This window comes from Colwellia sp. Bg11-28 (assembly GCF_002836245.1).
GTDB lineage: Bacteria > Pseudomonadota > Gammaproteobacteria > Enterobacterales > Alteromonadaceae > Colwellia > Colwellia psychrerythraea_A.
In genome coordinates, this window is sequence record NZ_PJBA01000006.1 from 722,209 (window position 1) to 747,552 (window position 25,344).

At 37.6% G+C, this 25,344-nt stretch carries 18 protein-coding genes and 8 tRNA genes; 15 read left to right on the forward strand and 11 right to left on the reverse strand.

Features of this window, described 5'->3' with window-relative positions; all coding sequences use genetic code 11:
* The first annotated feature begins 93 nt into the window (after positions 1-93).
* A complete protein-coding gene (gene rmf, locus CXF79_RS10100; protein ID WP_011044044.1) occupies positions 94-267 on the forward strand; it encodes a ribosome modulation factor in 174 nt (57 codons plus the stop codon).
* 158 nt (positions 268-425) lie between these two features.
* Here rmf and fabA read toward each other — a convergent pair whose 3' ends face one another.
* Complete coding sequence (gene fabA, locus CXF79_RS10105) at positions 426-941, reverse strand: bifunctional 3-hydroxydecanoyl-ACP dehydratase/trans-2-decenoyl-ACP isomerase (RefSeq protein WP_011044043.1); 516 nt, start codon at positions 939-941, stop codon at positions 426-428.
* A gap of 189 nt (positions 942-1,130) precedes the next feature.
* On the opposite strand from fabA, the gene CXF79_RS10110 reads away from it, so the two are divergent.
* The 14 genes from CXF79_RS10110 to CXF79_RS10175 all read left to right on the forward strand — a co-directional run bounded on the left by CXF79_RS10110 (position 1,131) and on the right by CXF79_RS10175 (position 9,648).
* A complete protein-coding gene (locus CXF79_RS10110; protein ID WP_011044042.1) occupies positions 1,131-1,412 on the forward strand; it encodes a hypothetical protein in 282 nt (93 codons plus the stop codon).
* A gap of 157 nt (positions 1,413-1,569) precedes the next feature.
* The gene (uvrY, locus tag CXF79_RS10115) at positions 1,570-2,214 is read left to right on the forward strand and encodes a UvrY/SirA/GacA family response regulator transcription factor (RefSeq protein ID WP_011044040.1); all 645 of its coding nucleotides are present in this window, start codon (positions 1,570-1,572) and stop codon (positions 2,212-2,214) included.
* 25 nt (positions 2,215-2,239) lie between these two features.
* Positions 2,240-4,159, forward strand: a complete 1,920-nt coding sequence (gene uvrC, locus CXF79_RS10120; protein ID WP_101154839.1) for an excinuclease ABC subunit UvrC — start codon at positions 2,240-2,242, stop codon at positions 4,157-4,159.
* A gap of 159 nt (positions 4,160-4,318) precedes the next feature.
* Positions 4,319-4,900, forward strand: coding sequence for a CDP-diacylglycerol--glycerol-3-phosphate 3-phosphatidyltransferase (pgsA, locus tag CXF79_RS10125; protein ID WP_101154840.1), 582 nt, complete (start codon positions 4,319-4,321; stop codon positions 4,898-4,900).
* 251 nt (positions 4,901-5,151) lie between these two features.
* Positions 5,152-5,227, forward strand: a tRNA-Gly gene (locus tag CXF79_RS10130).
* 64 nt (positions 5,228-5,291) lie between these two features.
* A tRNA-Cys gene (locus tag CXF79_RS10135) sits at positions 5,292-5,365 on the forward strand.
* Positions 5,366-5,371: 6 nt separating this feature from the next.
* A tRNA-Leu gene (locus CXF79_RS10140) sits at positions 5,372-5,456 on the forward strand.
* Positions 5,457-5,499: 43 nt separating this feature from the next.
* Positions 5,500-5,575: transfer RNA gene (locus CXF79_RS10145), tRNA-Gly, on the forward strand.
* Between the two features lie 69 nt (positions 5,576-5,644).
* Positions 5,645-5,720, forward strand: a tRNA-Gly gene (locus CXF79_RS10150).
* Positions 5,721-5,793: 73 nt separating this feature from the next.
* Positions 5,794-5,878, forward strand: a tRNA-Leu gene (locus CXF79_RS10155).
* Between the two features lie 40 nt (positions 5,879-5,918).
* Positions 5,919-5,994 (forward strand) — tRNA-Gly (locus CXF79_RS10160).
* A 133-nt stretch (positions 5,995-6,127) separates the two neighbouring features.
* Positions 6,128-6,212, forward strand: a tRNA-Leu gene (locus tag CXF79_RS10165).
* Between the two features lie 359 nt (positions 6,213-6,571).
* A complete protein-coding gene (locus CXF79_RS10170; RefSeq protein WP_101154841.1) occupies positions 6,572-7,846 on the forward strand; it encodes an ABC transporter substrate-binding protein in 1,275 nt (424 codons plus the stop codon).
* A gap of 5 nt (positions 7,847-7,851) precedes the next feature.
* Positions 7,852-9,648, forward strand: a complete 1,797-nt coding sequence (locus CXF79_RS10175; protein WP_011044036.1) for a sensor histidine kinase — start codon at positions 7,852-7,854, stop codon at positions 9,646-9,648.
* 147 nt (positions 9,649-9,795) lie between these two features.
* Here the strand turns inward: CXF79_RS10175 and CXF79_RS23625 are convergent, their stop codons facing one another.
* The 10 genes from CXF79_RS23625 to CXF79_RS10230 all read right to left on the reverse strand — a co-directional run bounded on the left by CXF79_RS23625 (position 9,796) and on the right by CXF79_RS10230 (position 24,991).
* Positions 9,796-13,407, reverse strand: a complete 3,612-nt coding sequence (locus tag CXF79_RS23625) for an EAL domain-containing protein (protein WP_232769134.1) — start codon at positions 13,405-13,407, stop codon at positions 9,796-9,798.
* Positions 13,408-13,817: 410 nt separating this feature from the next.
* A complete protein-coding gene (locus CXF79_RS10190) occupies positions 13,818-15,215 on the reverse strand; it encodes an FAD-dependent monooxygenase (RefSeq protein ID WP_011044034.1) in 1,398 nt (465 codons plus the stop codon).
* A 264-nt stretch (positions 15,216-15,479) separates the two neighbouring features.
* Positions 15,480-16,574 (reverse strand): acyltransferase family protein, encoded by a 1,095-nt coding sequence (locus tag CXF79_RS10195; RefSeq protein WP_101154842.1) that lies wholly within the window; start codon positions 16,572-16,574, stop codon positions 15,480-15,482.
* 51 nt (positions 16,575-16,625) lie between these two features.
* Positions 16,626-17,570 carry a glycosyltransferase family 2 protein gene (locus tag CXF79_RS10200; RefSeq protein WP_101154843.1) on the reverse strand — a complete coding sequence of 315 codons (945 nt, stop codon included), beginning with the start codon at positions 17,568-17,570 and terminating at the stop codon, positions 16,626-16,628.
* The gene (locus CXF79_RS10205) at positions 17,530-18,675 is read right to left on the reverse strand and encodes a polysaccharide pyruvyl transferase family protein (RefSeq protein WP_101154844.1); all 1,146 of its coding nucleotides are present in this window, start codon (positions 18,673-18,675) and stop codon (positions 17,530-17,532) included. Before CXF79_RS10205 ends, CXF79_RS10200 begins: the two co-directional genes overlap by 41 nt.
* A complete protein-coding gene (locus CXF79_RS10210) occupies positions 18,668-19,936 on the reverse strand; it encodes an O-antigen ligase family protein (protein WP_101154845.1) in 1,269 nt (422 codons plus the stop codon). Before CXF79_RS10210 ends, CXF79_RS10205 begins: the two co-directional genes overlap by 8 nt.
* A gap of 272 nt (positions 19,937-20,208) precedes the next feature.
* A complete protein-coding gene (locus tag CXF79_RS10215; RefSeq protein WP_101154846.1) occupies positions 20,209-21,621 on the reverse strand; it encodes a GumC family protein in 1,413 nt (470 codons plus the stop codon).
* Positions 21,622-21,628: 7 nt separating this feature from the next.
* Positions 21,629-22,906, reverse strand: a complete 1,278-nt coding sequence (locus CXF79_RS10220; RefSeq protein ID WP_198560055.1) for a polysaccharide biosynthesis/export family protein — start codon at positions 22,904-22,906, stop codon at positions 21,629-21,631.
* Between the two features lie 301 nt (positions 22,907-23,207).
* Positions 23,208-23,888: a sugar transferase gene (locus CXF79_RS10225; RefSeq protein ID WP_101154847.1), complete on the reverse strand. Its 681-nt coding sequence runs from the start codon at positions 23,886-23,888 to the stop codon at positions 23,208-23,210.
* Complete coding sequence (locus tag CXF79_RS10230; protein ID WP_198560056.1) at positions 23,888-24,991, reverse strand: WecB/TagA/CpsF family glycosyltransferase; 1,104 nt, start codon at positions 24,989-24,991, stop codon at positions 23,888-23,890. Before CXF79_RS10230 ends, CXF79_RS10225 begins: the two co-directional genes overlap by 1 nt.
* Positions 24,992-25,344: the final 353 nt, after the last annotated feature.

Genomic DNA, 25,344 nt, shown 5'->3' on the forward strand with positions numbered 1-25,344 from the left:
ATTTGATGAATAATTTTATCTTTTTAATACTTATTTATTAATAAACTGATATTGATGTCTCTGTTAAGAACAACCAAGGAGCGTGTATTTATGATGAAGCGGCAAAAACGCGATCGCCAAAGTAGGGCACATACAAGAGGTTACCAAGCAGGTATATCTGGTCGTTCCAAAGAACATTGCCCATACCAAATTGATGCTATCAAATCACAGTGGCTTGGCGGATGGCGAGAAGCCATAGAGGATAAACAACAGGGGCTGTTTAAATAAACATTTTTTTGTTTTATCAAGAACAGTTCAACAGTATTTTAACCCATTTGAATATATTAAAAAGCCCAGCAAATTGCTGGGCTTTTCGATCTAAACTTATAACGTAACTATTTATTTTCAGTAAGTTAATACTTTACTAAAATAACGCCAAAGTTAATTTAGAACTTACTTGTATCAGTGAATAAACCTACTTTAAGATCTTTAGCTGTGTATATTTCACGACCATCAACACTAACACTACCGTCAGCAAGACCCATGTATAGTTTACGTTTGATAACGCGCTTAAAGTCTATTTTGAAAGTAACTTTCTTTGCTGTCGGTAATATCTGACCGGTAAATTTAACTTCACCTACACCTAAAGCACGACCTTTACCTGGACCACCAGTCCAAGCTAAGAAAAATCCAACAAGTTGCCACATAGCATCTAAGCCTAAACAACCTGGCATTACCGGGTCACCCTTAAAGTGACAATCAAAAAACCATAGATCAGGTGTAATATCTAATTCGGCTAAGATGAAGCCTTTACCATTTTCACCACCTTCTTCAGAGATGGTAATTATGCGATCCATCATCAGCATGTTATCAGAGGGAAGCTGTGAATTACCTTCACCAAATAATTCCCCTGTGCCTGCTTTTACTAGATCTTCTTTACTGTATGAGTTTTGTTGTGGCATAGCCATAATAAGCTGAAATCCGATAATAAATTTTAGGAGACTACTTTAGCGTACGCTTGTACACTAAACAACTCTGAACAGTTAAATATTTAAAAAAATTTGTGCTATATCAAATTTGTTTCATGCCTTGATTATACTGTCGTTATGCGTAATTATAGGTCCATGTAACTAGAAATAAACCAAGTTGTTATGAAAAACGTCGAACAAACGAACGAGTTGCCTAATAAAAAAGTCGCCATGAGCAATGCTGAAAAGCAAAAGCGTTATCGCGAACGACAAAAAGAGCGTGGTTTACAGGAAATGCGCGGCTATATGTCACCGGAAGCAAAAAACTGTTATCAACTTATTAGTGAACAAACAAACTGGTCTGATAGTGTTATATTAAGTAATGCAGTTCGACTAACGTATGCTGCTTATAAAAATGGTCAAATAGGTTTATTAAATAATTGGCTGAAAAATAATAAGCTCTAATTGTTATTAATACCAAGAACTCACATGTACTTGTGCTTTTACATAACAGCAGACTAATAAACGCTTAATAGCATTAGTTTTCTATAATAATCAATTGAATAGTCAGTGGTTTAGCTATACCCTTGCTGTTTTTCATTTCTAATTAAGGTTGCCTTGCGTGATAAATGTTTTATTGGTTGATGATCACCACCTTGTACGTGTCGGTATTAATAAAATTTTAACGAGCGTTAAAGGGTTGAAGGTCGTCGGCGAATGTGAAACAGGTGAAGAAGCCATTAAATTCTGCCGAAACAGTGAACCTGATGTTTTACTCATGGATATGGATATGCCAGGTATGGGTGGACTTGAGGCAACCAAGAAAATTTTACGTTTTGCACCTGATGTTAAAATTATTGTTTTAACTGCGCATACCGAAGACCCTTTTCCAAGTAAAGTGATGCAAATGGGGGCCGCTGGCTATTTAACTAAAGATGCTGGTCCTGATGAAATGGTTAATGCTATTCGTGCTGTTCACAGTGGTCAACGTTACCTCCCTTCTGATATTGCCCAAAAAATGGCATTGAACCAGTTCAAATCGGTTGAAGATAATCCTTTTAATACATTATCCGATCGAGAATTACAGATTATGATCATGATCACGCGTGGTGATAAAGTACCCGCTATATCTGAGCATTTAAATTTGAGTACTAAAACAATTAATAGTTATCGTTATCGCATGTTTGAAAAACTTGATGTTAGTAATGATGTAGAGCTAACGCATTTAGCGATCCGATATGGTATGTTAAAAACAGAAAAGCTGTAGATATCCATAAAAAAGATTAGCCTCAATGCCGCACAATACTACTGATAATGTAGAAAATAACCAAACCATTAAAGCCTCAACTTTCGATAGTGAGGCTTTTTTGCGTGTAGTTACTGAGCAGGCTGGTGTTTATCGAATGTATGACAGTAAGCAAGTAGTCATCTATGTAGGTAAAGCAAAGCAGTTAAAAAAACGTCTTGCGAGTTATTTTCGAAAAGATTTAGGGTCAGTAAAAACACAAGTTTTAGTGAAACAAATTGCCGCCATTGAAGTAACCGTTACCCATACGGAAGGTGAGGCGCTGATCCTTGAAAATAACTACATCAAAAAGTATCAACCAAAATACAATATTTTATTACGTGATGATAAGTCATATCCTTATTTACTCATTACTGCACATAAGCATCCCAAATTGGGTCTACACCGTGGCGGTAAAAAAGTAAAAGGTGAGTATTTTGGTCCATTTCCTACGGTTGGTGCCGTTTGGGAAAGTTTGCGATTAATGCAAAAAATATTTCCTATTAGACAATGTGAAGATAGCTACTATCGCGCTCGGTCAAGACCCTGTTTACAACATCAACTAGGTCGTTGCTCAGCGCCTTGTGTTGATAAAATATCGGTTGATGATTATAAGGAACAAGTCAATTTAGCTAAGTTGTTTTTGCAAGGAAAAAGCTCGGCGGTGATAGAGCAGTTAGTTGCAAGAATGGAGTTAGCGAGCAATGAACTACATTTTGAACTTGCGGCAAAATATCGTGATCAAATAGTGACATTACGTAAAGTCCAGCAGCAGCAGCATGTAAGTGGTCATGTGGCAGAGCTTGATGTTGTCGGATTATATCGAGACAAAACCCAAGTCTGTATCCATCTACTCTTTATTAGGCAACATAAAATTTTAGGCAGTAAAAGTTACTTCCCTACGGTGCCGAGTGAAAGTAGCGACAGTGAAATATTACAAGCTTTTATTGCTCAGCACTACTTAAGCAATGAAATGTTAAATCATGGCAAAGTGCAGAGTAGTATTCCAAAAGAGATTGTCATTAAAGAGTCAATTGAACAGGTAGTAGAATTAGCAAGACTGTTGAGTGAACAAGCAGAGTATGACGTTAAGATATCCACTAATACCCGTAGTGAGCGAGCCCAGTATTTAAAACTCGCCGGAACTAACGCACATACAGCCTTAGTTACCCGAAATAGTCACAAAGAATCAATGCAAGCTCGCTTTGTTGCGTTAAACGAAGTTTTTGAGCTTGAAAATGGCATTCAACGTATTGAGTGTTTTGATATAAGCCATACCATGGGACAACAAACCGTAGCCTCTAATGTTGTCTTTAACCAAGAGGGTCCACTAAAAACGGATTATCGCCGTTATAATGTTTTCGGTATCACACCAGGGGATGATTATGCCGCCATGGCGTTTGCGTTAAATAAACGGTATGGAAAATTAAAAGCGAATCCAATCAAACCGGAAGAACATGGTGCTTTAGAAAAGTTACCTGATATTGTTTTTATAGATGGTGGTAAAGGACAGCTTGCTAAAGCTGAAGAGTTTTTTAGCCAGCTTGCACTAACAAGAACGCCCTTGTTAGTGGGGGTTGCTAAAGGAGAGTCACGTAAACCAGGCCTAGAAACGTTAATTTTAGCGGGTAGCCATCAGTTGATCTCTTTACCTGCTACCTCACCAGCATTGCACTTAGTACAACATATTCGAGATGAGTCACACCGTTTTGCCATAACAGGGCATAGAGCGAAAAGACAAAAGGTCAGTAAAAAGTCTCGCTTAGAGTCAATTGAAGGAATAGGTGCAAAAAAACGTCAAAGCCTATTAACGTTTTTAGGTGGTTTGCAAGAAGTCATGCAAGCCGATATTACCGCCTTAGCCAAAGTTCCCGGTATAAGCCATGTTTTAGCTGAAAAAATTCATAATGCTCTTCATGATAAATAAGCGTTCAGTGTTACGATTTACACTCTCTGCTGAAAAATAGAAAAGACTTTCCTATACAAGACTTTATTCAAAGCTTTTACTTAAACTTGTCTTATTCTGCCGTAGCACTGCTATAACAACTTGTGTAAACTAAAGAAAAATACTTGAAGTGAAAAGTAAATGTGGACAATACCTAATCAAATAACCTTATTTCGGATCGTCTTGATCCCTATTTTCTTGATAATTTTCTATTTACCCCTTTCGTGGAGTAATTTTGGTGCATTTGCAGTTTTCTGGTTGGCGGCAATTAGTGACATCTTAGATGGTTACCTTGCTAGAAAACTCAATCAGTCATCTGCTTTTGGTGCGTTTATAGACCCAGTAGCCGATAAACTCATGGTTGTTGTTGCGTTGGTAATGATTGCACAAGACTATAGTTCTTGGTTGGTCTCCATTGCCGCTATCATCATGATAGCGCGAGAAGTGTTTATTAGTGCTTTACGTGAATTTATGTCTTCTATAGGAAAGCGTGACATTATTGCGGTTTCTAATATGGGGAAATATAAAACCGCTGCACAAATGCTCGGTATTATGGGACTGATTTGGCAGCCTAGTTATGATATTCCATTAATTCTGTTTTACTTGCCACATGAAGTGATTAATTATCTTTCTTATGGCTTTTATTCTATTGCGACGGTATTAACCGTGACTACTTGGGTTAGTTATTTCAAAGCGGCATGGCCAGAGCTGAAAGGGCAGTAAAATTTTATAAAAGCTTTGTTTAATTATAAACGGTCCAATAAATGGACCGTTTAGTTAAAAATAACGCAAACGACTCGCTTTTTAAGCAGTTAGAATAAAAATTTGATTTAATAGTTGACTGAAAAATATTTAGATGTAGAATGCGTTTTCGTTGACAGGGAGTCAGCAAGTAAAACGAAATGAGCCAAGATGATGTTACATTATCTAGCAAAACGGTTTACTAAAGTTTGTAATTATTAAGTTTAAATTTAGCGGCTGTAGCTCAGCTGGTAGAGCATCACGTTGCCAACGTGAATGTCACGAGTTCGAGTCTCGTTAGCCGCTCCAATTTAAGTGTAAATAAATAAAAACTTATGATATTGATATCATTGAAAAACATCGTTAACAAAATGGCGGGTTGGCAGAGTGGTTATGCAGCGGATTGCAAATCCGTGTACACCAGTTCGATTCTGGTATCCGCCTCCATTTTGTGCCCGGGTGGTGGAATTGGTAGACACAAGGGATTTAAAATCCCTCGCCGAAAAGCGTGCCGGTTCAAGTCCGGCTCCGGGTACCATTCCTTAACGATGATGGGAAGTAAAAAGTAAAGCTCTCATGAAGCGGCTGTAGCTCAGCTGGTAGAGCATCACGTTGCCAACGTGAATGTCACGAGTTCGAGTCTCGTTAGCCGCTCCAATTTTAGTTAGTTAAACTAAAAGAAGTTTTACCTATAAAAGTAGTAAGTGAAGATTAATATTCTACGAAGCGGCTGTAGCTCAGCTGGTAGAGCATCACGTTGCCAACGTGAATGTCACGAGTTCGAGTCTCGTTAGCCGCTCCAAGATTTCACTAAAAGAATAAGTAGGTTACCAATACCTACTATAAAAAACTCCCTTTATCTTTTAGATAATTATGCCCGGGTGGTGGAATTGGTAGACACAAGGGATTTAAAATCCCTCGCCGAAAAGCGTGCCGGTTCAAGTCCGGCTCCGGGTACCATTATTTAGATGTAAAATAGTAAAAGTAAAGCTCTCATGAAGCGGCTGTAGCTCAGCTGGTAGAGCATCACGTTGCCAACGTGAATGTCACGAGTTCGAGTCTCGTTAGCCGCTCCAAATTTTTATAAATTTATGACAAGTAGTCAGTCATTTTTATCAATAAAAATGATAACTAAATTTATGAAGAGTAGGTACCAACCTACTATAAAAATACTCCCTTATCTTTTGGTGTAAGCCGGAAAGATATAATGCCCGGGTGGTGGAATTGGTAGACACAAGGGATTTAAAATCCCTCGCCGAAAAGCGTGCCGGTTCAAGTCCGGCTCCGGGTACCATCTTAAATATATAATCAGTTCTAAGTTATTCAAAAAAATAAACAATATTGAAATGTTTATTTCTAAATCTAGTTATTCTTAAAAACAAACATATACCTTCAAACTTTTATATTTTCTAGTTACAGCAATTTCGATTATAAATTTACTTTTAATCACATCATCAAAAACTCTATCGTTTCATCATCTTAAGAAACACACAAATCACATCATGCTATTCTTGAATTTACCTAGATCTTAAAGACTAACTCCAAGCCTCGTTTATAAATACATTGAATAAGCTTTATTAGTACCCCGCTAAAATGATAACTTAACTAAAATGAATAAGACAAGTATGTCATTAATTATTAAAAGGATACTTTATGTTGATTATGAAGTTTTTGTTTAGATTTTTCTTGTTCACCTACCTCATCTTTATCACTACTTATACTTCAAATGTTTATGCGCAGAAAAAATATACTATTTACCTTGATGCCGATTTTAGCGGTGCTACAGCATCTAGCTTAGCCATACAACAAGGTATTACTACTGCGTTGGCTGAAGTTGATAATCAAATTCAAGGAATTGAATTTGGCCTTATTTTGAAAGACCACAGAGCGAATTCATTGCGTAGCCGCCGTAATTTAGAAGCATTCTTATCTGATGAACAAGCATTAATGGTTTTTTCTGGTTTGCATTCGCCTCCTTTGTTAGCAAATAAATCCTTTATTAATGATAATGATATTTTATTATTAGACCCTTGGGCAGCTGCTGGGCCTATAACTCGTAGCGCTTCAGAGAAAAATTGGATATTTCGATTATCTATAGATGATAGTAATGCTGGTAAATTTATAAGTAAAAAAGCGATTGAACAAGGCTTTAGAAAACCTTATCTATTATTAGAGGACACAGGGTGGGGGCGTTCTAATAAAATAACAATGACTCAAGCCCTGAACGAATCATCAGTAAAACCTATAGGCTTGTCTTGGTTTAATTGGGGAGTAGGGATGAATCATGCCAAGGTGTTACTTCGTGATATTAAAGCAAGTGGTGCGGATGTTATCTTTTTTGTTGGTAATTCAGCAGAAGGGGTTACTTTTGTAAATGCTATGATTGAATTACCCCAAAGCACTCGTTTACCTATTAGGAGTCATTGGGGTATAACAGGGGGAAATTTTTCTGAAAAAGTTACCGCAAGTCAGCGTGAAAAAATTGATTTACAATTTATCCAAACAAATTTCTCTTTCATCAATGACAACTTATCAGTAACGGCTAAAAACGTCTTAGCGTTGGCTGTTAAGTCAAACAGCACTATAAAACACCCTACAGATATTAAAGCACAAACAGGTTTTATTCATGCTTATGATCTCACTAAAATTGTCATTGCTGCCATTAAGCAAGTTAAATTAACGGGTGATAGAAACCAAGACAAAAGCTTGATTCATCATGCATTGGAGCATTTAGTGCAGCCAGTAACTGGTTTGCTAAAAACATATAAAGGACCGTTTACTCCTTATAGTAAGTCACAGTTTAATGCCCATGAAGCGTTGACTATTGAGGACTATGCAATGGGAAAATATAGCCCTAAAGATGAGATTGTTTTACTTAACTCGTTAGAGAATAACCATCAAAGTAATATTATTGAAAGTATTGAGTGAAATAAATGATTAAAACTACAGTCTCTTTTGCTTTAGCAAGATTTGTTTTTATTAGTTGTGTCGGCTTAGCTGTAATTATCACCAGCTTAGTGAGTACTCATGTGGTTGATCTTGTTAATAGTGAATATGAGAAAATTGCCAAAGGAGAGATCACTGCATTAAATAGTAGTTACCGTGTGTTCCTTAACCATCACTTGATCTTACTGAAAGAGCAATCTCAAGAGTCACTTTTTGTTCAAGGTATAATGCAGCCTAAAAGAAACATAGGGAAAATAAAAGACTATATGGCAGGCTTAACATTATTAGGTCTAAAGTATGATGAAACCTTGCTCGACTTTGAAGGCTCTACATTACATTCCACTTCCGCTACTGATACTAACTACCAAGAATTTCCATGGGTAAAAGCCATACTTAATGAAGAGCAGTTTAGCTCTATACAAATTCTAGCTGTAGAGGGCCGATATTTTTGGTGTGTAGCATTCCCTGTAATATATAACAAACATGTTGAAGGCGTTTTATTAGCCAATATACCTTTAGAAACTATCCTTGCAGCTCAAATAGATGTTGAAGTTCTTGATGGTTTAATGATTGAGGTGGTGAAGGGGACTAAAACGATTGCTAAGTTTGGTAAACAGGCCGTGGGCACCAAGCAAACAATACAATGGCATGATGCAGGGGTTAGCTTTAATTATACCGTTGATGAAGCTTATAGGAATGATGCTCTGTATGATTTAGTTATTCAAATGGGGAGTTATATTATTCTTGCAATAGTGCTAACGACATTATTAGCCTACTTGTATGGCTATCGCTATTTTGTCAAACCTATTCTCGCTCTTTCTCAGTTAACCTCTAGCCTTGATAAAGGTCATGAGCCTGATGCTTTACAAGGCGACTTAAGGTTTATGGAGTTTGCTGATTTGTTTAATCAGTTTAACCTTATGAGTGAAAAAGTAGCCCGACGTGAACGCGCGTTAAAGGAAAGTTATGAAAAATTATCGAATACTAATGATGAATTAAAACAGAGTGAATCACAATTAGTACAATCTGAAAAAATGGCCAGTATCGGTGTGTTAGCTGCAGGAGTTGCACATGAAATAAATAACCCTATTGGTTTTATTCGGAGTAACTTAGAAGTACTCGAAGATTACTTTTCTGATGTTGAAAAATATTATTATGAATTTAACAGCACTCTTGCCAGTGAAGAGGATAAGGAAAACCATAAAAAACTAGCAAAAAAATATGAGCTAGAGTTCCTTTTCAAGGATACACCGCCGTTAATTAAAAGTAGTATCGCAGGCGTAGACCGAGTCAGCGAAATAGTCAAAAACTTAAAAACGTTTGCTCGTATTGACCAAGTAGAAAAAGCCCTTGTTGATATCAATGAAGGATTAAATGCTACTTTAAATATGGTTCATAATGAACTTAAATATAGCTGTAAAGTGCATATCGATTTACAACCATTGCCGAAAGTTCATGCATTTCCAGGCAAGTTAAATCAAGTGTTTATGAATCTATTGATTAATGCTGGTCAATCAATCACTGATAAAGGAGACATCTTTGTCAGAACATTTGTTGAAGAAGACAATATTATTATTGAAATAGAGGACACGGGTAGTGGTATTGACTCAGAGAATATAACGCAAATATTTACCCCTTTTTATACTAGTAAACCCATCGGAGAAGGGACCGGATTAGGCTTGTCTATTAGCCACCAGATAATCGAACAACATAATGGCAAAATAAGGGTTAAATCAGTACTAGGCAAGGGAAGTTGTTTTTCAGTTTCCATACCTATTAGTTGAACCAATGATCTCGGAGTTTGAATTTGTGGCAAAGTTAACTGAAATAAATTGAACGTTCAGATCAGGAAAATTTGATCGTATGTTATGGCCATTATTGAACCAGCATAGGGCTAAAATCGATAGATTTCATATAGTTCTACTATTACTTCAGTTTTGCCAATTAACATCTGGCTTCCAGTCACTAATCCACGTAGGAATTTCACTGGCAGGCATTGGCCTAGCAATGCCATAACCTTGTGCTAATTCACATCCTAGCTGCAATAGTGCTGTGCCATGTTCAATCGTTTCAACGCCTTCTGCAATCACGTCCCGTTTGAATGATTTAGCTAACGCTATTACGCCTTCAACAATGGCCAGATCATCCGAGTCATGCAACATGTCTCTTACAAAACTTTGGTCTATCTTAATTAAGTTTGCTGGTAATCGTCTTAGGTAAGTCAGGGACGAATAGCCCGTGCCAAAATCATCTAGGGCAAAATTTACGCCTAGCGCCATACAGGCATTCATTATTGTTGAAACATTGTATACATCTTCTAAGGCACTTGTTTCCAGTACCTCTAACTCTAAATAGTGTGCTTCAACATCGGGGTGGGCTGCTAGTAGTATCATTAACCTGTCCGTAAAGTCAGGCTGCTGCAACTGTAACGCTGCAATATTTACGCTAATACTTACTGGGAAGTTAAGTCCTAATTTTTGCCATTGGCTTATTTGTGTCAGTGCGGTATCAATAACCCATTCACCCATCTCAATACTCATGGGGTTATTTTCAATGACAGGTAAGAACTCGATTGGGTTTAATAGCCCTCGTTTCGGATGTTGCCAGCGAATAAGCGCCTCAACTCCCGTCACTATACCCTTCCTCATATTAACTTTAGGTTGATAATGAAGAACAAATTGATGATTATCTAACGCGCTTCGAATTGCCTCTAAGCTTTCCCGTTGTACTTTCACTGCGTCATCTTGGGCCGTATCAAATAAGTGATAACGATTCTTACCTGATTCTTTAGCCACATACATGGCTTGGTCGGCATGCCGCATGAGTAAGTCGGCACCCACATTATCTTGCGGATAGAGTGTGACGCCAATGCTGGCTGATATATTCAATACAATGTTATCAAAAATAACCGGCTCTGATGCAGCGAGTAATAACCGTTCTAATACGGGTTCACAATCTTCAACTGTGGTTAAATCAGCTAACACAGCAACAAATTCATCACCGCCAATACGTGCTAAACTATCATTTTCCCGTAATGCTTCTTTCATGCGCACAGAGAGGGCAATCAGTAGTTCATCACCTATATCATGCCCATGAGTATCATTGACGTGTTTAAACCCATCTAAATCTAAGAATACGACAGCGAGGGACTGTTTGTGACGGCTACACTGCAACATGGCTTGAGACAATCTGTCTGCCAGCAATACGCGATTAGGCAAATTAGTGAGTATGTCGAAATGGGCTATGTGCTCCAGTTGATTCTGATGTTCTTTCATCAGGGTTATGTCGTTACCTAAGGAAACATAATGGGTCGCAATACCGTGTACATCACGTACGGCACTGATAGTTTGCATTACGGCATACACTTCACCATTTTTACGTCTGTTCCAAACTTCGCCAGACCAATAGCCTTCATTCTGTAGGGCTTGCCACATATCCGCATAGAACTCAGGTGTTTGTCGTCCTGACTGGAGAATACGTGGATTTTTACCAATAGCCTCTTCACGACTAAAACCGGTTATATTAGTAAAGGCGTCATTAATATCGATAATAGTGGCTTTATCATCGGTGATAATAATGCCTTCACCTGCATGGCTAAAAACACTAGCTGCTAGTTTTATTTTTTCTTCTGCTAGTTTACGGTTGGTTATATCACTATGTGTACCGCTCATACGAAGTGGCTTGCCATTACTATGACGTTGCATCACATTAGCTTGGTCATGCACCCATCTATAACCACCCTCTTTAGTTAACATGCGATATTCAAGGCTATGGGATTTTGATCGACCTTCAAGTACGTCATTAATTGATTGCCATGCTTTCTCTCTATCTTCCTGATGTACGAAATCTGCCCATTGATTAGTGCTGTGTTTTAATTCTTTATGGGTATATCCCAGCATAGTTGCCCAACGCTCATTTCTATCTACTCTACCTGTGACTATATTCCAATCCCAAAAACCTAGATCGGCCCCCGCTAAGACTAGTTGCATTTGCTCATCGCTTGCCTTTAAGGCTAAGTTGGCTTGGATTTTCTCAATGGCGATACTTGCTAAACTGGCTGCTTGCTCAATTAATGTCATATTGGCTTCTGTTGGCTTATTTACCTCAAGGTGATAAATAGCAAAAGTGCCGAGAACCTTCCCTTGAGTGGAACGTATGGGTTCAGACCAGCACGCCCCCAACCCCGCCTTACTTGCTAGCTCTTTATAGGGAGTCCAATAAGGATGATTTTGAATGTCTTCAACGATGACACGTTTGTTGGTAAATGCGGCAGTACCACAAGAGCCAACCCCTACACCAATCTCAATGCCATTAATCGCGGAGTTATAGAAATCAGGAAGGCTCGGTGCTGCGCCACTCAATAGATGCTTACCCTCATCATCTAACAACAAAATACTACATAGCATGTCTGAATTCTCTTGCTCAACACCGCGTACAATAGCTTCCAAAATTACAGGTAATAAGTCGCCACTTGTAAGGAGTTCTAATACATGAGAACGCGATTTTTCACGTAGTTCAGCTAGTTTCCGAACGGTAATATCTTGATGTGTTCCACAAAGTCGAACAGGTTCGTGGGTATTTTCGTCGTACTCAATAACAGAGCCAGAGCCTTGAATCCATACCCATCGCCCATCAGCATGCTTCATTCTGAATTCAACAACATAATTTTTTCCAGACAGAATATGAGTTTGGACAGTCTTTTTCATAAATTGGTCGTCATTGGGATGAATAAGTCCATCCCAATCACTAATGTGATTGGTGATATCTTGACGAGATAGACCAAGTATTGATAACCATTCATCATTAACAACATGCTCTCCAGTTTGATAACACCAATCCCAATAACCCAGCTTCGCTCCATTAATTACATTTAGAAGCTGTTTCTGAGAGGAATTAACGTTTTCATTGCTCAATTTTAGTACGTCTATATTTTTGATTCGTTTATTGTTAAAGCGAAGGGATAAACCACCGATGATGATGCCCAATATAAGAAGCAGGGTGATTAATAATACTTGTGTAAATTTAAATGTTTGTAAATCTTCTGCTCTTACCTTCTGTAAGGCGCTCTCAACATTATCAGTAGAAAGATTAAATTTTAAAAAGGCGAGGTCAAATTGTTGTTCGATACCAGAACCGACACCCGATGTTGACTGTGATGCCCATCGCTTTTTTGCTATTTGGCGAAAGTGATGAATACCATCTATTGTTTCTTCAATTTGGCTACGTAAATCAGGGTCATTTAAAGCGAGGAAGGTGCCTTCCTCATTAGTGCCACCGTCAAGCATTGCTTGAGCATACCATTCGGATTGGTCAAGGTTGGCCCAGATAGTTTCGATATCAACCGTTTGGTCACCACTCATCATCTCTTCAAACCACAAATGTGCTGTGGTCGCTTCAAGTTTAATTTCCATAGTGGCATCAACTAAAGGCGTGTAACGTTCTGCTATATCGCGTCCGATGAGGAATGAATAATAAACGATTGCCATGGTGAATAGTGTTACGGATATAGAAATAAAGAGAATTTTACGAGAGTTAGTATTCATCAGGTACATCCATACTTAATACGGTGAATTAACTGTTCTTATGCGGTTAAAATCCTTTTATTTTAATTACTTGCTTACATCTATTTTTATTAAGTATCGAGCGATAAACAATCATATATGCAAGGTTATTAATATAGCAAAAACTCAGGTATTATCATCCTAATTAAAGTTAATACTTGAATTGATAATCATCAAGGATAGTAAATAAATATTAAACGTCGCCTAACGGATCAGAATATTTTGCCTGAAGCAGACGTACAGTGATGACTGCTTTATACGCAGAATAGCCCTTTTAAAGGCTGACTTAGGTATTTTAAATCATCTTCTCTGTGGAAGTAGTCGTGTAAAAAACGACTTTACTGTCTACTTAGAAAAAGCAGACAGTATACTGTTAGTTGGCTTGGGTAGTCTTATGCATCTTTTTTCTGTAGACATCGTCCTCTAGGTTCATCGCCTTCATGAAGCACAATATCTGAATGCAAGAACTGTGCGGCCTCTGCTGAATCTTTCACTTTGGAAGCACTGCGTGCTAGCATTTCTGATTCAAACTCAGTTAACACACTTTCCCTTATTCCCGTTTCCCTCCATCTAGAAAAGGGTCTACATCCTTTTGATATCCCTCGAGCCAACGCAAGCGCATCCAGCAGAGCTTGATTCGCTCCTTGCCCTTTGAATGGACTCATAGGGTGAGCAGCATCTCCGATCAGTGTCACTTGATCTCCTTTCTCCAAGAATTCTGACTTGAGCAAGGCTCGGTCGTATACCGGATAACCAGAAATTTGAGCTTCAAGAGTCGCCGCTAAAATTTGAGGTATGGGATCGTGCCACTGACATCTGTGACATGCTTCTTTTTTGAGTGCTTGAACGCCTAAGGCACTCAATGCCTTAGCCTCTTCTTCTGGCATTGGGAAGCTAAGCTGCCACATTACCGAGTCTGATGAATAAGGCATGATGTAGATGCGCTCATGGCCATTGGCTGTTTGGAATACCGTAGCCGAGTCGAGCAAAGGACTCTCAAGCCCATCGAGAGCTGCCAGAGGGCAAATACCCAAGATCACGAGGCAACCTAAGTACAGTAAAGGGGAAGCATCCTCACCAATCAATAACTTTCGAACCGAACTGCGAATACCATCCGCTCCCACCACAATATCTGCCTTGGCGTTTTTTATTTTTCCGGCTACTTGAAAGCTCAGATCAACAAATTGATCTGTGCATTCATTAGTTTTTTCTTTAAAACTAACTAACTGGTGGCCCCACTGTACAGCATCATGTCCACCGAGTTGTTCAAGCAGAGCTAAGCGCAAAGACTGTCGTGCAATATGAATATTAGTGCGCTTGGGTGACTTTTTCGTATCTAACTGCAGCCATTTTCGGATACCCCATTCACCGATCACTTTTCCTTTTGTGGTATGAACCACATGTCTTGTTGAGATCAATCCTTTTTCTAATGATAAAATACCCAATCCTTCGATTGCTTTACTCGCTTGTTGTAACGTCAGTCCATAACCCTGAGAACGGGCATCAAAACCGCTATCGCGTTCATAAAGTGTAAAGGGGATGCCGCGGTGTAAACAAGCTACAGCCAAAGCTACTCCTCCGATACCACCACCAATAATTGCGACGTGTGGGTAATGTTCTGTATCCGCTATAGGGTGGTTGGCAGACTGAAGCAAGCCCGTTCCGCAACATTTTAAGCAATCGTAAAGGTGGCCCTTCGGCCTAACGGGGGCTGTGCCTTCGTTATTAGTTTTTTCAAACAGCTCTAACTCTCTTTGGTAGCGGAGTCGAACCTTTTTTCGTAATCTCATGCTTCTTTGGCCGCGTCCCTGACATTCCTGACATGTAGCCCAGTTAACCTGTTCATCTTTCAACTTTTTCACTACCTTTTATTTCGTCAGATTTAGACTTACGTTTTATAAGAGACATCTTAGCCGATACCGTTGGTGCTAACCTAATAGTAATACTTTTGTGGCTTGGATTGGTATTCAAGTAGCAGGGCTTTAATTACAAATACTATTAAGCGTTACTGGAAGTGGCTATGCGGATTAACACTTCAGTAAAAGCTAACTACGTCATGCCTGTTTAGCTAACTTGTTATATGCAATTATAAGTTTACTAGGAATTGATTGTATTTTAGTAATTATTTCATAAAGTGTACTCATAAATAGTGTTTTCCAGACATTTGACAAGCGCATTTCTATAACTCGATGCATAAAGTATGAAACTGATAAAACAATTGATATTGTTACTATATAAATAAAAATTTTATTCTCTTCTGTAGCATATTTTGAAATGAACATATAACCAAAGTGGGCATGAATTAAATATACCGGATATGTTAATGCACCAAATATTTTTGAAAGTGGAAGTTTTAATGATTGAGCCTTTTTTGTATTCAGAAAAATAAAAAAAACAAAGAAACAGAAAATAATTAACCCTACAATATATTCTGAAAATATTACGCCCATGAACTCTGATTTTAATAATGCTTGGTCTATTGAATACAACAAACCTAAAATAAAAGAAATAATTATTGATAAGATAATCTCCAGCGATTTATTTATTTGTAATATTGCAAATAAAGCCCCAGCAGAAAAATAGTAGAAATACCCACCAAGATACGGAAGGTCATCATAACCTGTGATAAATGCTCCAAGCATTGCAATAGGCCATAGTATGAATAATAGATCTAAATGTTTTTTCAAACCAATAATAAGTAAAAAGAAAACCAAAGCATAAAACTTTATTTCATATACCAATGTCCAGTACACACCGTCAACATGTTCAATATTTAAGTAATTTTGTAGCAGTGTAAAATTAACAATTATTTGACTCGGAGTTACTGTCATAATATCGCCCCCCCAATGGAATGAAAAGATTGATGTAAAAATCACCGCAAACCAATATGAAGGATAAAGACGAATTGCTCTAGAAACGGCAAACTGGGCAGGTGTTCTATTTTTAGCCGAGTTAAAAATAACAAAGCCACTAATCATAAAAAATAATTCAACCCCAAGGTATCCATATTTTGTGAATTCAATTAGTGAATCAACATGCTTTAAGGTGTCAATCTTTCCATTAGCTATGCCATTAAAAGTATAGTGAAATATAATGACTATTATAGCTGCAAAAAAACGGCCATAATCTAACAGCTCTAATCTTCTCATCTGAATACTCCCTAATTGTAGATTCATAAATCAATTGGTATTAGCTAATATTTATATTTGTTTGTAATCAATGATATTTGCTAACCATTGACTCGTTTGTTGTATCCATGAAAGTCCATAAAGGCCAATCAAATGCTTAGGCTTTAATTTACAACGAGGATCTGATAACAATTTTCTCGCTTGAGAAAAATGACCATTGCCAATATTAAGTTTTGCAAGGTGGCATAAATGTGTCGCGCTATATTTAAGCATATACTTAGCGCTCTTTCTTTTGGTATCCTTTCTCGCTTCTTTAGTTATACGAACGCTAAAACCACACTCCGTTGATGGAATATTTATTCTACTTGCTTGGTTTTGTGCATCTTTATGATAAAGAGAATGAATATTCGGTGAATAGGCAATTGAGGTATTTAAAGCAACGCGACAAAATAAATCTTGATCCTCTCCAATTGGCTCATTAAGTGGAAAGCCCCCAATTGACTGAAATAATGAACGTTCAATTACCATAGAAGACATGGTAAAAGGTAAATCGCCTTGGGAAGCGATATCAAAATAGTTATCCAATATCACGCCTTCTGGGTTTATATTTTCTAGCTTAATTTTTGCATCACAATAGTTGTTTTCAGATTCCACTATTTGATAGCGGGTACCAAAAAACTTCGCTTGTGGAAACTTAACAATTAAGCGTGCGACTTCATCTAAAAATAACGGCAGCCATTCGTCGTCGGCATCTAAAAAGGCCACATATTCATGACTCGCTAAGGCAACACCATTATTTCGAGCCGCCGATACCCCTTGATTTTCCTGATGAACCAGTTTTACATTTTTGATGTTAGCTTTTTCGACTAGGGCAGGGCCTTCATCTGTCGAGCCATCGTCAATCACAATTATTTCTGCTGCAGGATATTTCTGCCATTCAACACTTTGTAACGTTCTTAAAATATGCTCTGCTTTATTAAACAGTGGAATAATTACGGTAAAATTTAAATTGTTCATTTTGAGTACTCCAGTTAGATAAAGAATTTTTTAAAGCGTTGTTTATAGATAAAGTAGGTTGCTGAAATGTAGTTGAAACACCTAGCGCTATTTGCGAAACGATTTTTTCAATGTTTAGGTTAAACAAATCTATTTTATAGTCTTCTGGCATGCCAACTTCGTCACACCAACCTTTGCATTTACTGTGATAATTAATAGATAGAACGGGGGTGTTTGCTAAGTAACCGAGAATAGAACCGTGCAAGCGCATACTTACAATCGCTTTGTAGCCTGAAAGTTTGTTAAGTAACGCAATAGGGTTGGGATCATATTTTTTTATAGACACCGGAATGTATTTATCTAATAAACGGGTAATAATGTTGTTATTGATTTTCCAATCACCTAATACGTTATGCCCGTTAAACTCAATCAAGGTAATAGGCTCACCGGTTCTAGCATAAATTTTGGTAATTAATTGAACAAATTGTTCTACTCTTTTTTCTTCTTCTAACTCATCTGTATTGCCCATGGCATCAATAGCAACTGAACATAAGGTTAAGGCAATACCTTGGCGTTCTCTATTTGATGGTTTGTATTGTTTTGAACATAATAACAATGGCGCTAAATCAAATGTTTTATGTACGTTTGCATGAGGCGCAATATTTCGTGCTATTGCTAAACTCGCGTTATCTCTAACACCCACATAACCACATTCATTTAAAAATTTTGCGCAAGACTTTTCAGCCATAACAGAATTAAATGGACCGATACCGATACCGACCGCTAAGCTTTTTTTCTGGTTAGCTAAAGACATTAACTGTCTTTTAAGATTGATGTCGCTTTCGCTGTGCAAAACTGAACCGCCTCCAAAAATGATACGCTTACTTTGAATGGCCGTTTTATAATGCAGTAACCTATTTTGACCTGGGAATTGTTGAGTAAACTTTAGAGGAAGCTGATTATCACTTTGGGTTTCTCTGGCGTAATCACCATATAAACCTACTTTAGTGTTATTACATCCCAGAATTTTTTTAGCTGCCCAAGCCGTGGCGTACATTAGAGCGTCATCACCGCTATTTTGCATGCCGTAATAGCCGACTAAATAAGCATCATATTTCTTAAACATATTTTTCTCCTGATTTTAATGGGTTAAGTGCAATACCAATCCATAAAAGTGCTGGCCAGTAAATAAAACTTAAAATCTCTAGGTTTTCGAAAAAGGAGTAACAAATAAACACCACAAGCATTAACGCTGCGGTATAACAAGTTTGGCTTTTCAGGCTGTTCCAAAACAAATAAATACAGGTGAAAGCTAGAGGAATTGCTAGCGCTAGTAGCCCTACGATACCTTTTACAAATAACAAGCCGTACCAAGTGTGATGCGAGCCAATAGGCATTCCTTCAACAATCTTAGGACCTCTTTCGACAATACCGTGCCCCCAAATTGGAGCTTCTGACTCCCAGCGTTGTAACGCTAATACTTCTAAAGTTTTACGTACACGTGTTGATTCAGGGCGCGATGCTTTGATATCTGCATAGCTATTGCTTAACCAGCTAAATAAAGGCTCGCCTAATAAGGTAATAGCAGGGATCACTAAACCAATAAGGACTAACAGCATTGGATTTTTAAAATGTTTGTGTAAGAAACATAACGGGGTTAAGGCGATATAAATAACCCAGCCAGCACGTGATTGAGACAACAAAGACATGACAAAGCTGCCTAACAAACCAGTATTTCTCCAAAAAGAATCTTTTTCTTGGCATGTGAAAATTAAAAATATACAGGCCATAAAACCTGCAGCTGGCGCCCAAGGAGTAAAAAATCTCCACCGTCCAGCACCTGTTTCAGGGTTTAATCCGAATAAACTCACGGTAAAAAAGGTTTCACCAGGTCCACCAATAACTTTTAAAGGTGAAACAAATAAGTCGCCATGAACACCAGCCATATAAAGAGCCATAGTGACAAGCGCAAAAATTAAGGAATGAAATGAAACTATGCATACGGCTCTAACGATTAATTGCGGTTTTATATCAACAAAGGCACCAATAAATAAAAATAGTGGCATAAGAGCCCAACCTTTTGCCCAGCCAATTGATGATTTAATTGTTTTCGCCAAACCTAAATCCCAATTAGAATGTCCAATCAGTAAGGCTAATAACATAAATAGACCACCAATTACCCATAACCAAACGATGGCAGGGATAGCTGAGAACTTGTCTTTACCATTGACATACCAGCGTAATAAAACCACTGTAAATATCATCCAACCTAATACTGAACCCGTAATATAAAGACCACCAAAAGCGAAGAATGGGTAGGTTAACGTTAACCCAAACCAGATCAGCTTTTCTTCGGTAGAATTAGGGTTTAATTGGTTTGTTGTCATAAGAGCATTAGTCCAATGGTGAGTAATACAAAGGCTGTTTTAAAAGTATTATGCTATTGCAGCTTACTTTGTTTCTTGCCTAAAACCGCGTTGTTACTCTTGGTATTGCTAAAGGTGTGCCAAACTTATTTAAGTTTTTATGTTGTTGATAATAAAGGGGTATTGGTGTTTTTTTCGTTTCATGATGAAGAAGGGAAGTGTTTGTGAATTGCAAAATAAAAAGGCTATTATCATTTTGCAATTCATTAGTTATTGTCGTTGATGTTAAAAAGTTAACTATTACTTGAAGTTGTTTCCTCTTTTTTAAGTATTATTTGAATTAACTTATTACGTTGAGATAAAATAATTAACCCTAAGGTGATAAATATAAATCCAGTTATTGCACCTATAAAAGCAATAATGTTTTTAGGGCTGCTTTGTTTCATTGGATATGAGGGGGTTGTTAACATTTGCAGCACGGGATAAGAGGCAAAAACATCTGACTTACTCGCTTCAAGTCGTGCTGCTGCAGAGGTGAAAATTGCTTCAGCCATGTTGAACTCTCTTTGTAAGCGCTCTAACTCCACAATTTCTCGAGAATAAATTTTTAATTGGTCCCCCAAGTGCAGGGCTGAACGGCCTAAATCTTCGAGCATCGACTCTTGGCCCTTTTGCTTTGCATAAGCGTCAATTAAATCAGCAAATAACTCAGAGCGTTTCGGGTTTAAATCTAAATTCAATGAATTAAATATTTCATTAGAATTTACCCCGTACATTTGGCTACTTCGCTCGTTAATCGAGATACGGGTAAAGTTTAATCTCTTTTGTTGCGCTTTAACTTTAGGATGATTCACTCCCCACCTTGAACTGTACTCTGTAAGTTGGGTTATGCTTTCCTTTAACTCGGTAATGTAAGCACGAAATTCAACATCAGATTGCAGGGCGAAAGCTTGCCCAGCTAACTTGGGTGATACGCCTAACTCGTCACTTAACTGATATATATACTCTTGCAATTGTTTTGTTTCGGCTTTGACATAGAGGTGTTTTTCTCTAACCCCAGAAAGGGTTCTCACTAATTGGTCCATTTGGTCTGTTGAAACGACAATTGAACGCTGTTGAAAATCAACAATAGCATTACGTGTTATGTTCATTCGTTCTCGGTATCGGTCAAGCACTTGTTCAATACTTTGATCTCGACGTAATACTTCATCGGCTCTTAAGTTATTTAACTCATCTTGGAGAGACTCATATAAGGCAAGCGTCTTTGCTTGCGCTAATTTTTGACCATTAGCACTCATCTCAAGTGAAATAATTGACGTTTGTTCAGTCAGTTTAATTCTTGGTTCACCAAGATCCTCAAGCGAAAGGTGCAGTTTTTTTGCCGCACGAGCTCTTACGCCTCTGCTTGATAACATTTCTTTATAATTAACACGAGGGTTAAAACCACCACCAGAAAAGGGGGTATTAGTTTGTGAGACAACTTGACCAACATTATCCAACGATACACTGTTACTACTACCAGTACCTGGTAATACCATCTCCATATCACTGGTAAATGAAGGGGCTTTATTTAAATAAATTATTACAAGCAGGGCAACCATGAAATAAGAAACTAAAGCTGTTACCAAATAGGGCCGTTTCAATACCGCATATGTTTGTGCTCTAAATAATCCAAATTTTGTCAATGGAACAATAGGATACTTCATAACTCACCTATAATAATTTGAATGGAATAATAAGATCAGTAAGGGTTTTGGCGATATCTCGATAATTAGTAATATCTGAGTCGTAGCAAGCAACCGCATCGTTCGGCATCAGATAAGGATTAATTCGCGCTTTATTTGGCATAGTCATCAACTGTTCAACTGAACGTTCAATGACTTGAGTTTCACCCGTTATCGGATTTTTACTTGAAAGCACAACTCTGCGTGGTGCATTAGTCCATTCTTTACCACCAACACAGTTAGCTGAAACAGCTGCCTGAAGTAAGCGTGTGCCATAAGGCAGGCTTGTTGAAAATCGGCCAATGCCGGCACTAGAATTATCACCTGCAGAATCAATTAGGTTAGACATAAACACGCGAAAACCTTTAGGGGTAATTTGGCTTGGTCTAACTAAATGCGCTTGAAAACAACCTGTACTAGGTACTATGACTCGGTCACCGGCGACTAAAGGATAATCATTGACCAGGTTCCCACTTAACATGCCAGTCATATCTATTTGTACCTGCCAGCCTTTACGGATCAAAATGATTTGGTCCAATTTGGCATCGGGTCTAATACCTGATGCTGCTCTTATGGCTTCAGATAACAAACGCGTGGTTGAATAATCACCATAGGCCTCTAAATGTTCTGCATTTTGAATGCCGATGGGCTTTTTATTGATTAATACTGTACCGGGTTGGAAAACGGCACCAGCAACGGCAACTTCAATTGATGACCAATTTAAAACATATATCGTTACGCTTGCACTATCAGGCTGAAATATTTCTGCTCTAATAAGGGCAAGCTCAATTTTTGTTTCCAATTTATTGGTTGTCGCTCCGCCTGCCTCAACAACACCAATAATTGGTAATTTGATATAACCTGCATTATCAACAATGTAACGACCATTAAAGCCTTCACCATCTTCTATAATCACTTCGACTAAATCACCAGGACTCAACAGTAAACCTTGTGCCAGAATGGGATCGTTCTTGGCAGTAGCTTTCATGTTTGATGAGCTTAAATTTAATGGTTTATCAGTTCTATAATTTAATGCCGCTCCCATGTTTTGAAACTGACTACAACTTAAGCCATCGGCAAAGACACTATTGGGGGCTTCTTCATGAATAAAATCATCGCCATTGTCAGTAGGATTACCATAAAATCGAAGTTCAGATTTATCCATATTTTCAGAAGAATGCCTAGCACAACCTTGTGTAACTATTGCCGCTATTAAGGCAACAAGTACTGGTATCATTTTATAATTGTTAAATGCGTGATACAGCATAATATTCTCCATGACGATGTTAGCGATATAAATAGTAATTGCACTTAACGTACCAAGTGTCTATTTGAGGTTTACCTGTTGTATTTAAAGGGATTATTGTTTTTTTATCTGAGTGAGGTATGGGGTGTTTTTGCAATGTGCAATAGCTATTCTCACTTTTGCAAAATGCTATTTGCAAGGAAATAACCAAAAAGAACTAGGAATACAAACTAAAAAGTGAATTGATAATGAGTGTTATCAATTCACTTTAACTGTTAATACGTAAAGTCTAATGATGTCTATACGCGAGTGGTTGTTAATATTAATAAGCACCTTTTGCACTTAATACTGCAGGAATGGTGAGCGCTATTATTTTACAATCCATTAAAAAACTCTGCTGTTTAATATACGTTTTGTCTAACTGTAACTGCTCTTCAAAATTAGTATCTGCTCGGCCAGATACTTGCCATAACCCCGTTAGACCAGGTTTGGTAAACAATCTTGTTTGATCGTTATTATCATACTCATAAGTTTCAATAGATAATGCAGGTCTAGGTCCAACCAAACACATATCCCCTCTAACAATATTAAATAACTGTGGGATCTCATCTATCGAATATTTTCTGATAAATTGGCCAATCTTGGTAATTCTAGGGTCATTAATATACTTTTTACACACCCCTTCACGAGAGCTTTGTGTTGGATCCGGCTCTTTATAATTAGGATCTGTTTTTAAATACATAGAACGGAATTTATACATTTTGAAATGCCGACCATTTTCACCCACTCTTGTTTGAGAGAATAAAGCACTACCTGAACTTTCAACTTTGATCAAAATGAGCACTAATAAAAGTAATGGGCTTATCAATAGTAACGTAATCAATGCAACCGTTTGTTGCAAGATAACTGGGATCCCTTTATGTTTATAATTTTTATCAATGGTTTTATGAGTACCAGTAAATACAGCGTTATTTTTAACGTGTTGTAAAATTTGAATAGCCATTATTTTTCTCCTGTATTTACTAAACCAAGAATGAAGGTTCTATATAAAAAAAGTGGATTACCAATAACATATCGATTAAATTTATTGCGAGGTTCTTGTAATAAACGCCAAACCCATTCCATACCTATTTCTCTTAACCACATTGGTGAACGTGAAATATTGCCAGAATAAAAATCAAATAATCCACCTACCGCTAATGCGGTTTTACAGTGTAATTTGTCTCTGTGTTCGAGTAACCATTGCTCCTGTACTGGTGAGCCCATAGCCACTAATAATATGTCGCAACCACTATTGTTTATTGATTCGATAATTTGTTCAGCATTGTTATCTTCGTTATAACCATGCTTGGTACCTGCAATATTAAGACCAGGGTACTGCTTGCATAATGCACTCGCGGCTTGCTCAGCAACTCGGGGTTTAGCCCCAAAAAAATATAAAGATTGATTACTTTCAACACAGCTTTCACAAAGGTGAGGTAACATGTCTGTGCCATTATTATTACCATTAAGAAGAAAACCCGCCTTTTTCGCAGCTAATCTCATACCTGAGCCATCTGCAAATAAAGCATTTGCATTTGATAGTTGTTTAAAAAAAGTAGGATCGCTTATCGATAAGTTAATTGAATGTACATTGACGAAAAAACCTATTTGAGTTTTGTCCGCGGGTGTCTGTATTATCCAATCAACAGCCTCTGCCATAGATGTGTTTTTAACGTTTAAGCCAAATAAAGATAAATACTTAGCTTTTTTTAATTTTGTTATTGCTCGACCATAAAGAACAATAGACATAAAACTTTTGATAATAAGTACGAAATAATCAACCGAATTGCCATTAAGCTGCTGTTCAAGTAGTTGCTCTTTGCTCATGATTGCTAAACCCGTTCTGAGGTGTAAATCATACAAACTAAAAAGGCCTGCTCTACATTTAATTTGGTTAATCACGCAAAACTGTAGATCGGGTGACAATCTGTGAGTTAGCGGGATACCACAAAAAGAAATTCTTCCTGAGTAAATATCAAACAAAACGGCGGTTTTGACCCACATACCACAACTAAAGTTATGCAATATAACCGGTCTGCTTAGAGCATCTGTTCTATGTTGCATTGAAAACAAGCTTCTTTTAGTGCACAGAGCCAATGTTATATTGATCAAAAAACAAGGCAGAAGGATTAAAATAAGCATCAGTGCAATAGGGCGATCCATAAAAGTACCGCGATATTGATGATTAATGGAATCGTAATGCTTAAGAGATTGAGTCATTGTTCGAAGTGAGAATTTAGTATTTATCATTTCAGTTAACCTAATCATTGGGGGTTAACTGATACATTGCTTAAGCTATGCCAATCTGTGAGGTTATTTTATCTTACTGTAAATAATGAAGTTTTTTGTTTTGTTGCCTTTTTTGTTGGAAGGGAGGGGGATAATATATTGCAAAATAGAAATTAGATTATCATTTT

Bases quoted from the DNA above. Each gene is read 5' to 3' on its own strand.
- rmf (WP_011044044.1), top strand. From the start codon at position 94: ATGAAGCGGCAAAAACGCGATCGCCAAAGTAGGGCACATACAAGAGGT.
- fabA (WP_011044043.1), bottom strand. From the start codon at position 941: ATGCCACAACAAAACTCATACAGTAAAGAAGATCTAGTAAAAGCAGGC.
- CXF79_RS10110 (WP_011044042.1), top strand. From the start codon at position 1,131: ATGAAAAACGTCGAACAAACGAACGAGTTGCCTAATAAAAAAGTCGCC.
- uvrC (WP_101154839.1), top strand. From the start codon at position 2,240: ATGCCGCACAATACTACTGATAATGTAGAAAATAACCAAACCATTAAA.
- pgsA (WP_101154840.1), top strand. From the start codon at position 4,319: ATGTGGACAATACCTAATCAAATAACCTTATTTCGGATCGTCTTGATC.
- CXF79_RS10170 (WP_101154841.1), top strand. From the start codon at position 6,572: ATGTTGATTATGAAGTTTTTGTTTAGATTTTTCTTGTTCACCTACCTC.
- CXF79_RS10175 (WP_011044036.1), top strand. From the start codon at position 7,852: ATGATTAAAACTACAGTCTCTTTTGCTTTAGCAAGATTTGTTTTTATT.
- CXF79_RS23625 (WP_232769134.1), bottom strand. From the start codon at position 13,407: ATGAATACTAACTCTCGTAAAATTCTCTTTATTTCTATATCCGTAACA.
- CXF79_RS10190 (WP_011044034.1), bottom strand. From the start codon at position 15,215: ATGAGATTACGAAAAAAGGTTCGACTCCGCTACCAAAGAGAGTTAGAG.
- CXF79_RS10195 (WP_101154842.1), bottom strand. From the start codon at position 16,574: ATGAGAAGATTAGAGCTGTTAGATTATGGCCGTTTTTTTGCAGCTATA.
- CXF79_RS10200 (WP_101154843.1), bottom strand. From the start codon at position 17,570: ATGAACAATTTAAATTTTACCGTAATTATTCCACTGTTTAATAAAGCA.
- CXF79_RS10205 (WP_101154844.1), bottom strand. From the start codon at position 18,675: ATGTTTAAGAAATATGATGCTTATTTAGTCGGCTATTACGGCATGCAA.
- CXF79_RS10210 (WP_101154845.1), bottom strand. From the start codon at position 19,936: ATGACAACAAACCAATTAAACCCTAATTCTACCGAAGAAAAGCTGATC.
- CXF79_RS10215 (WP_101154846.1), bottom strand. From the start codon at position 21,621: ATGAAGTATCCTATTGTTCCATTGACAAAATTTGGATTATTTAGAGCA.
- CXF79_RS10220 (WP_198560055.1), bottom strand. From the start codon at position 22,906: ATGCTGTATCACGCATTTAACAATTATAAAATGATACCAGTACTTGTT.
- CXF79_RS10225 (WP_101154847.1), bottom strand. From the start codon at position 23,888: ATGGCTATTCAAATTTTACAACACGTTAAAAATAACGCTGTATTTACT.
- CXF79_RS10230 (WP_198560056.1), bottom strand. From the start codon at position 24,991: ATGCAACATAGAACAGATGCTCTAAGCAGACCGGTTATATTGCATAAC.